Raw genomic sequence first — 12,467 nt, forward strand, 5'->3', positions numbered from 1 at the left:
GGACAGCGGCATCAGTTAGCCATGCCGGCCGTCGTGCTTCGAGAGCAGGAACCACTTCCGGCCATGCCTGAACACCGGGCAGCGGTCCAAGCTCGCTACAGCACAGACCACTTGCTGGGCAGTCAGCAACCAATGAGCCGACTCGTCGATTCTCGTCGCCTGCCGGGAGCCAGGGGACCTACTGGGAATTTTTCCCAAATCGGGCATATCATGACCCCATGGATCTGCAGGTGATCACACGCGAGGCCGTCCTCCACACGATCGCCGAGTGTGATGAGCTTGGACGTCACCGTTTCCTAGACCGCTACGGTTTCGCACCAGCCCGCCAGTATTTCCTATACCACGATGGTGTCTACTACGACTCCAAGGCCATAGTGGGAGTGGCGTACCGCCACGTGACAGGTCGGCCACTGACCGCCGATCAGTTTTCCGGCGGTCGCCAGACAGTCGTCCGGCTCCTCACACGCCTGGGCTTCGAGGTGGCCAACGATGAGCCGATCGCACCTCGACGGCGCCTGATTGAGATCCTTGAGACGCTACGGATCGCCAGCACCGCTGATGGACCCGCCCGACATCAGCCGATTACCCTCCTCTGGGCGTTCGGAAGGGCAGCACACCGCCGTCCGCGCCTTGTGCCCTGGCGAGATGCCCATGCCGAGCTGCGCTACCTAATGCGCGAGTACGGCCAGCCGAGTTCGAGGCCGACCCCTGAGTTTCCCATCGTTGCGCTGGCACATACAGCGCTGTGGGAGTTGCCGGGCCATGTTGGAGCCATTCCAGCCGCACACGGCAAACCGATCAGCTGGCTTGAAGAACAAGATCCCTACTGTGGCCTCATGGCTTGGGTGTATGAGATCATTGCGTCTAGCGAATCGACCCGGACAGAAGCCATCACGACACTCGGCACGCGTTTTTTCGAAGGTGCCCCTCCAGAGGCGCTGCTGATGCAAATCGGCCTGCACCGAGAACGCGCTGACGTATCATCGCCTACTGGGTCGGATCAGCTGGAGGCCTATCTGCGTCTCTGTCGGACTGTAGAGGCCGCTGAAGAACGTGGCGACCACGACCGCACTTCAACCACTGCCCGTGAGCAGCCTGTACGCTCTACGGCCGCCACCAAAGCTGTGCTGATCCGAAGCGACGGTCACTGCGAGAACCCGCTGTGCACCGGTCAGCCTAATGACGTGACCAAGAACGGTGGCCCAATTCTTGAGGTAGATCACGTCCAGGATCGAGCCACGTGGGGGCGCGACCACCCTATCCAGATGGTCGCTCTCTGCCCCAACTGCCACGCAATCAAGACTAGAGGTCGAACGGGCGAGCAGCTCAGAGAAATCCTTGCCTCGGAGGCGCGGGCGAGACACATGGCTTGGGTGGCCCAAGCCTGATTCCCGCATGCAGGCCAGCGTGCCCTTGGCCGTTAGGTGAGCTCGAACCAGGTGTGGAGGCGCCCGCTCTCGTCGGTGTCGTAGCCGGAACGGACGGCCAGGGCGACGGTGCCAGCGGGTGTGCGCTCGCGGTGTCAGCGCACCAGTTCGGCGACCGCCCTTGCCGCTTACTGATCCTGCCCTGCAGCCGCTCCCCCTCCCGGTCATGAACCGACCGTCCTCGACCGGGCCGTGCCGCTCCGTTCGGCGCACCCGATCCGCTCCCCGTCCTTCGCCGCCACGTGGTAATCGGCGAGAGTTGAGAAACGAACGTTTCCCGACAGCGCCGGGGCCCCGGGTGCGCTCCCCGTGCTGTTCAGCACAAAGCCGTTCTCTGGGATGGAGACATGGTTGATCGCCCTTTGAGATCATCTGACTCGGTCAGACACGAATGTTTCTCTGAGGGGTGGGCCTTGGAACCGCTGGAGCAGGAGGCGGCGCGCCAGGTGGCGTATGGCGGCTGCTGGCGGGCCGGTACAGGCTGACCGGTCTGCTGGGCCGGGGCGGCATGGGGGCGGTCTGGCAGGCCCGCGACGAGCACCTCGACCGTGAGGTGGCGGTCAAGGAACTGCGCCTGCCCGAGCCGCTGGACGACGCGCAGCGGCGGAGTTGGATCGCGCGGCTGGACCGGGAGGCGCGTGCCGCCGCCCGGCTGAAGCACCCCGGCATCGTCACTGTGCACGACCGCGTCACCGGCGAGGACGGGCGCCCATGGATCGTCATGGAACTGGTGCGCGGACAGTCCCTGGCCGACCTGCTGAAGACCGAGGGGCCACTGCCGCCCCAACAGGTCGCGCAGATCGGGCTGCAGATGCTGGACGCCCTGCGCACGGCGCACCGGGCGGGCATCACCCACCGCGACATCAAGCCCGCCAACGTCCTGTTGGAGGACGACCGCGTCGTCTTGACCGACTTCGGCATCGCGGCCGTCGAGGGCGACGCGACTTTGACCGCCTCGGGCGCGATCCTGGGCACCCCCGCCTACATGGCGCCCGAGCAGGTACGCGGCCAAGATGCCACGCCCGCCTCCGACCTGTGGTCGCTCGGCGCCACCCTCTACACCGCGGTGGAAGGGCACGCACCGTTCCAGGGGGCGAACACCGGAGCGCTCTTCGTCGCCATCGCCACCGAGGATCCCGCTCCGCCCGTGCACGCCGGACCTCTGGAACCGATGCTCAAAGCATTGCTGCACCGCGACCCGGCGCACCGCCCGACCACCGACCGGCTGCACGCCGAACTCCTCCAGCTCGCCCAGGAGCGAGCACCCGGGCCGCAGAATCCGCCGGGCAGCCGAACCCGGCCCCTCACAACGCCAGACGCGGCTTCGTCTGCCCCCACCCGATCGGACACACCATCGTCGACTACACCTGCGCACTTGGGCGGCCTGTCCGCAGGCGTAGTCCGCGAAACATTGGAGCGTTTCGTCCTGCCCGCCGTCCTGTTCGCGTACACGTCCTGGACGTTCAATTTGCGGTTCGCCGCCCTGATCACCGCGGCGTTCTGCTACCGCGACATCAGAACCCGGCGTGCCGGATCCTAGGTCGGGCCGGCTCCGGAGGTTCCATCCCAGACGCCGCCCAAGCCGTTCAAGAGGCGGCCGAGCGGCATCAGCAGCGGCCGGTCAGAACGGTGAAGGTCGGAACGGTGGTTAGCGGTTGAGCCCGCTAACCACGGGATGATTCGTGCGGTGGACCGGCCAGAATGCCTGCACTGTCTCGTCTTCTGCTCGGCATCACCGCAGGTCGCAGCGTCTACTGCACGCACACGCGAGCCAGATGGGGAAAGAGCACGGTCACCCGTTCCTTGATCGACACACGGCTATGCTCGCGGTCACGACACCGGCTACCGGCCAGAACCCTCTGGACCGTGACCTACCAGACCAGCCTCTTCACGGAATGTGTGCCAGAGCCAGATTTCGACCGTCGTTGAGAACGGGCTTCGAACGCCGCTGACGCTCAGGGCTCACTCGGCCTTCTCAACACGTTTTTCCTCGTCCCCGCGCAGACGACGCGCTCGCTCGGCGATCTCACTGGAGAGTTTGTCCTTGACCGAGTTGGCTCTGTTGAGGGTCTCGTTCCCGTGACTCCTGGCCGCATCGACGCCCTTCGCTCCTGTCTCGAGCGCCTTGTCCCTCACTTCCGCGGCCGCGTGCGCCCATCGTCTCGCCTCCGCTGACCGCCGACCGGACTCGATCCCAAGCCGTCCCTGGAAGTCGTGGACGCCGGCCGCTACGTGGTTGCTCGCCTGTACTACCGCCGGGGACTTGGTCGGGTGCAGCAGCACCTTCGCGTTGGCTGTGCCGGCAGCCGCATCCATCCGGGCCACTAGACGCTCGGTGCACCGTGAGATCAGTTCCAGTCGGTCCTGGCGGGCAGCCTTCAATCCGAGGCGATGCCCGTCCAGTTCCTCCGGAGAGGCGTCCAGCACCCGGTCGAGTTCGAGCACGGCGATCGCGTCCTGCAGTTGGAAGCAGCGGGCCAGAACAGCGAGCCACTCCCGGACCACGGACTCGGCCTCTTTGACCGTCGCGGCAAGATCCCCGATCTTGGTCTTGCGCTCCATCTTCTCGGCGAGTGCGTCGAGTTGCCGCAATGCGTAGGCCTGGGTTTCCGCGATGGTCGCTGGAGCAGTCTGCACCTTCGACCACGTGACCTCGTCGACCCGGCCCCTCTTCTCTCGGATGGTCATGGACTCCTCGATGACAAAGCCCACTCCGATCATGCGGGCCAGCACCGCGTCCTTCTGGGCGCGCAGCACGTCGTCGACCTTCTCGTCGATCGTAACGAGATAGTCGGTGATCTCGTCCATGGTCTGCTGCATCGCGATCTGCGCCATGATTCCCGCGGCACCAGCGAGCATCGCCGGGTTGGTCAGCAGCGCCCTGGGGGCCTTCGCGAATTCGACGAATCCCCCGATCTGCCCCTTGTTCCCCTTCACCACACCTGTGCTGAGACCCGACTTCGAGCTTTCCCTCAGCCCGTACTTCTTGATGGCCTGCGCCGACTCCTGTGTCAACTGCACCCAGCGGCCGGAGTTGGCGGCGATCTCCGAACCTGCCTGCGCTGCTACAGCCCCGGTGGCGGAAACGGACTTGAGGCGTTGTAGCCCGAGGTCCTTCGACGGCAGTCCCTCCGAGACGAGGAAGCGTTCGACGTCCGTCGCATTCCCGATGACCGCTATTCCATCACCGTCGCTGATCAGCTGTAGTTCGTTGTCCATCGTCGGCTCCTGAAGTGGCTTCCCGAGGTCAAGGGCGGTCGAGGTGCGCGAGCTCCGGGGCCTGTTCACAGACCTCCTGACGCCAGGCCCGACCTAATCAGGTAGCACTCGCCGGATGAGCGTCCGATTAGGAATCTCCTTGAACAACTGTGGCTCCTGATCACCCGAGTAGGAGATGAATAGTTCCCCGCGCGTCCTGGTGACAAGTACGTAGTACAACATTTTCACCTCGACGCTGGACGAGTCACCCGCGTCCAGATGCGCGTCCGGGACGATCACAGTGTCGAACTCCAAGCCCTTGACGCTCGCACGGTTCACCAGCCGGATTCCGGGGCGGTTCGGGTCGACTGTCCGATACCGTTCGTCTTCCGCGGCACCGACGTATATTTGCGGCCGCAAGCCTGGGCTTTCCCGCTCGATCTCCCCCAGGAGGCTGCGCTGCTCGCGACTGCGTTTGACCACCACACCGATTTTGAGCGTGCGATTATTCTCGGCATAGTGAGCCAGCCAGCGCACGAAAGGGCGGCGCGTTTCCGGGCGCCACATCAGCACCGGAACGGGCCCGTCCCGGTGCGGCATCGGGGGCTGGTGCAGCCCCGGGTAGAAATGGCGGGCGAGTTCCGCGACCTGGCGCGAGTTCCTCAAGTTGGTGCTGATCTCGAGCCGACCGCACCCGCCGAGAGCCTTCTCAATCTCGTCGAGCGTTGATTGTGTATCGGTGATCCGCTGGTACTCATCGGCGAACGCGATGACGTCCATTCCAAGGACCCTGCACAGGCTGAAGAACTCCGGCGGGAGGTCTTGGGCTTCGTCGATGACGACAACATGCCCTCGTCGTCCGGTGTCGAACAGGGCAGCGGACATCAGGCGAGTCCAGTCGAAGGCGCCGATCCTCGCTCCGCCGAGCGGCGAGCCCGTGGCCTCCCGATACCAGGCGTGCACCCAGCGGTGATAGGTCATGATCGGCAACGACGCACCAAGCCCGGCCCCATCGGCCTGCAGATGATGCCCGAGCAGCTTCGAATGCGCGATCAACGTCACCGTACGGCCTGAGATCTCGAGCGCTGCGGCGTGCTGGACGGCGAGTAGGCTTTTGCCGGATCCCGGCGGGCCGCTGACAAGGTGATGGCCGGGCTCGACGAGCCGGTCGAGAACGGAGCGCTGCCCGCCGAGCAGGTCGAGATAGCCGATGGTCACCATGCACCGACCCGGTGTGCCGCCTCTTCCCGGGCCTGCTCGACGACCGGTTCGAAGAACCCCGGAACTCCTGAGCCACCGACCACCATCACCCGGTCGAGTAGGACGTTGCCCACCTCGCAGCTGGTTTCCGGGATGAGCGCACAGGCGTGGCACGCCGCCCGGTTCAGGTTGCCATACCCCTGACCGCCGTGCTCTGAGCACAGCGGGTCGGCTGAGCACCAGGCAGCCTGTTCCAGGAGCCGTAGGAGGAGTTCGGGAAACAGGTCGGGCTTGCCCTGGCGCGCGAGACCGCCCAGTGTTCCCTCCGCATCTCCAGAGGCGGTGTAGACGAGCAGCCCGTACTGATGATCACCGCTCTCCATAGAACGCGCGTACACCCGCTCGCACAGCGACGCGGCACTGTACCCGGACTCGAAGGACAACTGCCGGACGAGCAGATGCCCCAGGGTGTGCAGCAAAGGCAACCGAGGCAGCAGCCGTTCACCGGCGAAGGCTCCGATCCGGTCCCGCTGGAACGACTTTGACAAGTCCGCCTGCATTCCGGCAGTTCGTGCACGAACCTCCGGACGGGCTTCCCACTGTCCGAGCAGTTCCTCGTCCAATGTCAGGAAGATACCTTCGCCGAATACCTCGACGGCGGGCATCCAGCGCCGGCGTCCCGAGGAGTCCACCGGAATCATCCGGCTCTCGGGGGAGACCCTGCTGAACCCCTGGAGTGCGCGGACCTCACGTATCCGTTCGGCGATCACAACCCGGGAGATCCTCGCCTCCAGTTCGGTCCACGGCGGCTCTTGCGACGAGCCCAAGCCGACTTCGTGGGTGACGAAATGAGCACTGCGCTCGGGGCTGGTCGCAGTGAAAGCAGCCCACTCGCCCGTGCTCAGATCACTCTCATCGGCTGTGGAGGCTGGTTCAGATTCGGTGGGTCGGCCGGTCTCCTCCGCGATCAGCCGCCTGACGAGCGCTGGATCGGCCTTGGCCGCCTCCGCGATGACCTCGATGAGGTTGTCAGCTCCCGGCGTGTCCGGCAGCTGGCACAGCGCGTCGAAGAACGGGTGTTCTTGTACCCGCCGCGTGACCTCGTCGTCGGCCGCCGCGGGCACGGCAGGAGCCGGGATGTCCAGCGCCGAATGGACGATGGGGTAGTACACGTTGCCCGCTGTCCGCTGCACGATATGGATCCGCTCCTCGCAGGGCTTGCGCTCGCTCAACCGCTCCCAAGGATTGCGCCCGCAGCAGCGCATATTCTGCGTCCCGAGAATGTCGAGCAGGTCCCTCCGCGCCGCCTTGCACTTCTCGTGCCGGCATCGCACTGTCAGAGCTTCGAGCCCGGTGGCGTTCTCCCCTGCCTCGAAGCTGAGCGCCGTGGGCCCAGGACATCTGTCGCGTTCCTCCCGCGTGAGCTCGGAGTGCGCCCAGTACCACCAGTCGACGTCCCCTAGGTGTCCGGACTCGCAGATCTGAACGAAACGCATCGGAGTGAGTTTCTGCTGAGGGCTGCAGAAAGAGCAGTAGGGTGGGTGCCCGAACCTTTCATTCTGGATCCGCCAGTGCGTCATCCGCCGGCATGACCCGCAGAAGAGCCAGGCTGGGAAGCGGATGAAGGCCGGTCCGGACGCATTGGGCACATCGTAGTCGGCGACCGGTGCCTGCAACGGGGCCCACAAGCCCGTGACCTTAAGCTTTCGTTCCAGCCGGGGCGCGTGGATGCGCTCCAGGTGCCGTGGCGACGGCCAGTCGGCGGTACCGGCCGCGACAAACGATTCGCCTTGGACGTCGAACACTGCCCCAACTCCGAATGGCACGACCGTCTGCGCCTGCCGGACGCGTAGTTTGCGGGTGCTCATTCCCCGGCCCCTTTCACGATGACCTGGCATTCGCGGTCGACGCTCCGCATGGAATGATGCGCCTCCCACAGACCGCCGGGCCGGTCGAAGTACTTGAGCAGACTCAGCTGCGCCTTGCCTGCGGGCTTGTAGTAGAAGCGCTTGCCGGCCTGCCTCGCCTGCTCGGCCGCATCCAGCCATTCACTGCGGAGTCCTTCCAGGTCCGCCCTGACCTCGTCGGCGGCGGACGGGTCCGCCGTGGCCGCCCAGCGGGCCAGGCGGGACGTCGCCTCGGTCAGTTCGGCAACGTGGTGGAGGATGTCACCGGCCTGATCGTCCGCCGAAAGCCCGAGGCCGTGCCGGACGAGGATCACCAACGCGGCATGCAGAGCCCGGCGGCGGGACGGGTCCGACCACGGGGTCACGCTGGTCGGCTCGACATGCTGGTAGAGCGCCTGGTGGAAAGTGCCGAACGTCTCGTAATGCGATCGGTCACGGGACCGCGTGGCGTTGAGAAAGGTGACCACAAGCCCCGGAACCCCGTGCCGCCCGACGCGGCTGCTCGCCTGGATGTATTCTGCGGTCGCCTTCGGCTGGCCGAGCATGAGCATCAGTGCCAGGCGCTTCACGTCTACTCCGACCGACAGCATGTTGGTGCAGACGACCATGGAGACGCTGTCGGGGTCCTTGTAACTCAGCTCAAGGCGGTCCAGCAGTTTGGGCTGCTGCGACCTCTCAAGGTTGCTGGACAGTTCTTCCACCTGACGTTCGGGCAGCTCACGACGGCGCTCCGGTGTGCCGAGGCCGCGAAGATGCGCGGGGATCTCGTCGCCGGCCGCAGTACGCGTCCGCCCCAGTTCACGCATGCTGTGGTGGTAGGCGACGAGCGTCCAGTAGTCGTCGCGGTGCTCCTCGGGAAGCTCCATTGGGGCGTGAAGCATTGCTGCCGCGGTCACCGCAGTCGCCCGGCCCGCGGTGTGGCCCTGCGCCATGACGCCGACGTACCTGCGTCCCGGGACGGTGTGGTCTGGTTCGGCGAAGTAGGAGTAGCGGGCGTCCAGACCCGCTGACGGGAACAGCTGAACCTCGCGGCCGTACAGCCCTCGGATCTGCTCGCTCGCTCGCCGTATGGTGGCGGTGGAGGCGACGACCTTCGGCGTCTGGCCTCCATTCCGTGAGCACAACTCGAGAACGGCGGCCTCGTACAGCCCCACGGTGGTGCCGAGCGGACCGGTGAGCAGGTGCAGCTCGTCCTGGATCACAAGGGAGGGGGGCAGGTGCTCACCGCCCTTGTCCGGACGCCCGCCCCCGAACAGCCGGCCCGCATGGGGCTCCCATGCCAGGCGAGCGAACTTGTCCACAGTGCCGAGGACGAACGTCGGCGGGTCCGCGTAGAGATGTTCATCGACCACCGCCACCGGCAGCCGCTCGTGAAACTGGCACTCGTCCCTCGGGCACATGAACCGGAAGGACGTCTCGGTCGTCCGCACTCCGTAGTCGTCGATGTCCGTGGACTTGGCGGTAGGCATCACCTGCGTGCCGCACCAGGGGCAGCGGTCCAGGATGAAGACGTCCTTCGGCCTGGCGGCCTCGCGCTCCTGCCGGAACTTCTCGTGCGCTTCGGCGAACTTGTTGGGAGTGGTGCCGCCCCCGACCCACAGTCCGATGCTGAACGGGCCGCCTGGAATCACCGGCTCCTCGTTCAGCCGGAGGTGCTCCAGGGCGCAGATGGTCGTCCCGGCGCGCTGGAACTGCTGCGTCGTCAGCAGGCTCAGTGTGTACCGACTGAGAACGGCGGTGCCGCCGCCGCCGTCTCCATGCCGCAGTCGACGCATGATCATCTCGAAGGCGGCCAGGAAGAGGTACGCCTCCGTCTTGCCGCCGCCCGTGGGGAACCAGATCAGGTCGACCACCTGGCGGTCAGAGTGGGACTCGTCGATCAGCCCGCAGACCGACAGCAGGAAGAAGCCGAGCTGGAAGGGGTGCCATGCCGCGTCGGGTGAGGGCTCCGGGTCCAGCGGAACGGCCTCTGAGCGCGGACGGCGCCGCCCCGCAAGATCCTGCGCCGAGTGGCGCATCTGAAGCGCCATCGCCCGGTTGGCCAGCCGGAATGCGCGAAGGGCATCGCCAGAGGGGTCGGCGAACAGTGCCTCGGCCCCCAGTTCCATCCTGCGGACCGCGGTGTCCAGTCTGTCGAGGATGCGCTCGGCGGCCTTTTGCGCTCCAGCCGGCACCTTGATGTCGCGCTGCGCCTGGCACCACACCCGGTAACCGCCGATGAAGTCCGTGATCTCGGTGTGCAGCTGGGACGGCTTCACCATCGGGTCGGACAGGTGTGCGAGCTTCAGCACTGACAGCCCAGACGGCCCGGCGGGTCTGATGGCCGGCACTTCTGCCTCCGGCATCATCTGGGTCCGGAGCCCGGCCACCCGGCCGTCCTCGATGATCTCGTCGACCGCGCAGCTGTGGCCGACGGCGCGCGTCACCACGTGCCGGTACTGAAGGCGCAACTCCTGCTCTTCCAGGTCGCGGCTCGTCAGCCGGATGCTCGGATACTGCAGCAGCTCACCGCCGATCGGCCTGACCTCGAGCGAGACCTGGAAAAGCATGTCGTCCCATTGGGACCCGTGGTCCCCTACAGCGCTCTTGGCGTTGACCAGTGCGACGGTCACCAACCGCCTGCCCGCAAACGAACGCCACCGCAGGCGTATCTGCGCCCGGGCGTTCCAGATGTTCCTCTCGGCCTCTCCAGCCTTGAAGGTCTCCTCGCAGTCCTCCAGCGGGACGCGCTGCCACTTCCTGACCCTGCCCGGCCGCGTCTCGTAGCGAGCACCCCGGCAGACCAGCGTCAACTCGTCGGCGTCGGTGTAGAAGGAGATGCCCATCGACGACGGAAGCCAGGCGTTGGCGTCCGGGACGGTGTCGTCCGCGAAACGCGTTTCCTCGGACGCCTCCTCCGGAGCGCTGTCCGGCTCGGTGACCTCGGCGCCCTCGGTCAGGGTCTGCTGCCGGTCGGTGTCTTGCGGGTATAGCGTGCCCATGAGGTAGCGCCGGTTCGGCGGTTCCTCGATCAGCTCGGCGACGTCCCCGACCGGCCCGATCAGTTGCTGCCGGAGATAGCCCAGCAGGTCCTCGCGTGACACCGTCCGCCTCCTCCGAGCCTCATCCGGACATCAAGGTACTTATAATGCCTCTCCACACAGACGCGCGAGGTGAAAACTCGGTTGTCACGAATGTCGGTGGCTTATGGCAACGTCCAGGGCATGTCCGTCGACACGCCAGCCTCGTCCCCGGGCGGACCGGGCCTGCACCAAGCCGTCGCCCGCGTCCTGCGGCAACTGAGAAGTAGCGCCGTGGACGGCGTTGTGCCCGCCCGGGTCTTCGATGACGCTACCGAGCACATGGGGCTGTCACTGGAGGCGCGCGAGCGCGTCATCACGGCACTGGCCGAGATGAATCTGCAGGTCATCGCGCACCAGCCCACCGCCACGGCATCACTTCCCGATCGGTCGGATCACGTCCTAGCGCTGGTACGCCGCCACATCCCCACAGGTCCGGTCACGGATGAGCAGCTGAGCCGTTTCGGCCGCCTGGCCGGCCTGGACGCCGAAGAGATCGCGGCGCTCCCCGAGCGCGCGAAGAAGTCCGGGATCGCAGTACCGGATCCGGAACCGGCCGTTGCGCGGCCAGAACCGGCCACCACGATCGAGCACGAGCCCGAGCCCGCCGCGGACCGCACCAGCCCGACGTACGACTTCGAGCGGGCCGTCACCGCGGCGAAGCTCCTCATCAACGAGGACCGATTCCGCGCCAACCCCGGTCGACGCCTCCTCAGCGTCACTGAGGAGTTGGGGCTCAGCATCCTGCTACGCGGCGGCGTCGACCGCGCCGGAGTCGAGCCATCCGACGAGGAACTCCTGGCGTTGCCCGCCGACGACATTCGCAGAGTCGCCCGCAGCACCTTCGTACTGCACAACACGCGGCTGGTGTACAGCGTCGTCATGGGTTACCTGGGACAGGGGCTCGAGGAGGAAGACCTAGCCCAACACGGAACCCTCGGCCTCATTCGCGCCGTCCGGAAGTTCGACCCGCGGCTGGGCAACAAGTTCTCCACTTACGCCACCTGGTGGATCAGGCAGTCGATCAGCCGGGCTGTCGCGGACGAGGGCGCGGCCATCCGCATCCCAGTGCACATGCACGAGAAAATGCGCAAGGTCACGGCCACAGAGTCAGCATTGCGTCGGGCAGGCAAACCCTCGACTGCAGTCGATGTTGCGATCGCGACCGGGCTGGACGTCCGCACAGTGGACGAGGTACGCGCACTGAGCAAAGTCAGCGACTCCCTGGACCGGATTATCGGTGATGGAGCCCACCTGGGCGACTTCCTGTCTCTGCCCAACACCACGCCGGGACCAGAGGAGTTCCTGCAGGAGATGATTTCCGAGCAGGCCGTTGAGGAGTGGTTGGCGCCTCTCCAGCCGAAAGAGGTCGACATTCTCCGCCGACACCTGGGCCTCAACGGTGACGAGCCCGAGACCCTGGAGCAGATCGGTCGCGACTACAACGTAACCCGTGAACGCATCCGGCAACTGGAGGCGAAGGCCCTCGACCAGATCCGCGGACAACTTCCTGCTGAACTCCGCAGACAGCTCCCTGCGCACCTGCGCAAGCGCCTCGAGAAAACCGCCGAGAAGAAGAACGGCCCTTGTGTCGTTTCCGTGGGTCGTTGATCGGGTTATAGGCGTCCGGGCAGGGGTGGGCAGAGGCCGCCGCGGGTGAGGGCGGCCATGGCGAT

Annotated in this window: 7 protein-coding genes; 3 read left to right on the forward strand and 4 right to left on the reverse strand. The window is 66.0% G+C overall.

The annotated features are described in order from the left end of the window. The first annotated feature begins 218 nt into the window (after positions 1-218). Together ACGFK0_RS27460 and ACGFK0_RS27465 are read left to right on the forward strand one after the other, a co-directional pair. Positions 219-1,388: an HNH endonuclease signature motif containing protein gene (locus ACGFK0_RS27460; RefSeq protein ID WP_392909772.1), complete on the forward strand. Its 1,170-nt coding sequence runs from the start codon at positions 219-221 to the stop codon at positions 1,386-1,388. Between the two features lie 445 nt (positions 1,389-1,833). Beyond that, on the forward strand, positions 1,834-2,967 hold the full coding sequence (locus tag ACGFK0_RS27465) for a serine/threonine-protein kinase (RefSeq protein ID WP_392909774.1): 1,134 nt from the start codon (positions 1,834-1,836) through the stop codon (positions 2,965-2,967). 422 nt (positions 2,968-3,389) lie between these two features. Here the strand turns inward: ACGFK0_RS27465 and ACGFK0_RS27470 are convergent, their stop codons facing one another. From ACGFK0_RS27470 to ACGFK0_RS27485, 4 genes are all read right to left on the reverse strand, one after another. Next, complete coding sequence (locus ACGFK0_RS27470) at positions 3,390-4,646, reverse strand: hypothetical protein (protein ID WP_392909776.1); 1,257 nt, start codon at positions 4,644-4,646, stop codon at positions 3,390-3,392. A 93-nt stretch (positions 4,647-4,739) separates the two neighbouring features. Next, positions 4,740-5,846 carry an AAA family ATPase gene (locus tag ACGFK0_RS27475; protein ID WP_392909778.1) on the reverse strand — a complete coding sequence of 369 codons (1,107 nt, stop codon included), beginning with the start codon at positions 5,844-5,846 and terminating at the stop codon, positions 4,740-4,742. Continuing rightward, complete coding sequence (gene drmB, locus ACGFK0_RS27480; RefSeq protein ID WP_392909780.1) at positions 5,840-7,693, reverse strand: DrmB family protein; 1,854 nt, start codon at positions 7,691-7,693, stop codon at positions 5,840-5,842. The genes ACGFK0_RS27475 and drmB overlap by 7 nt, the downstream gene beginning before the upstream one ends. Continuing rightward, positions 7,690-10,815 (reverse strand): helicase-related protein, encoded by a 3,126-nt coding sequence (locus ACGFK0_RS27485; RefSeq protein WP_392909782.1) that lies wholly within the window; start codon positions 10,813-10,815, stop codon positions 7,690-7,692. The genes drmB and ACGFK0_RS27485 overlap by 4 nt, the downstream gene beginning before the upstream one ends. Before the next feature lie 120 nt (positions 10,816-10,935). On the opposite strand from ACGFK0_RS27485, the gene ACGFK0_RS27490 reads away from it, so the two are divergent. Continuing rightward, complete coding sequence (locus ACGFK0_RS27490) at positions 10,936-12,402, forward strand: RNA polymerase sigma factor RpoD/SigA (RefSeq protein ID WP_392909784.1); 1,467 nt, start codon at positions 10,936-10,938, stop codon at positions 12,400-12,402. Positions 12,403-12,467: the final 65 nt, after the last annotated feature.

The organism is Spirillospora sp. NPDC048823 (assembly GCF_043198445.1).
Classification (GTDB): Bacteria; Actinomycetota; Actinomycetes; order Streptosporangiales; family Streptosporangiaceae; genus Spirillospora.

What these genes read in the sequence shown, in the direction of transcription:
- ACGFK0_RS27470 (WP_392909776.1), bottom strand. Translation starts at nt 4,646, where the DNA reads ATGGACAACGAACTACAGCTGATCAGCGACGGTGATGGAATAGCGGTC.
- ACGFK0_RS27475 (WP_392909778.1), bottom strand. Translation starts at nt 5,846, where the DNA reads ATGGTGACCATCGGCTATCTCGACCTGCTCGGCGGGCAGCGCTCCGTT.
- ACGFK0_RS27460 (WP_392909772.1), top strand. Translation starts at nt 219, where the DNA reads ATGGATCTGCAGGTGATCACACGCGAGGCCGTCCTCCACACGATCGCC.
- drmB (WP_392909780.1), bottom strand. Translation starts at nt 7,693, where the DNA reads ATGAGCACCCGCAAACTACGCGTCCGGCAGGCGCAGACGGTCGTGCCA.
- ACGFK0_RS27490 (WP_392909784.1), top strand. Translation starts at nt 10,936, where the DNA reads ATGTCCGTCGACACGCCAGCCTCGTCCCCGGGCGGACCGGGCCTGCAC.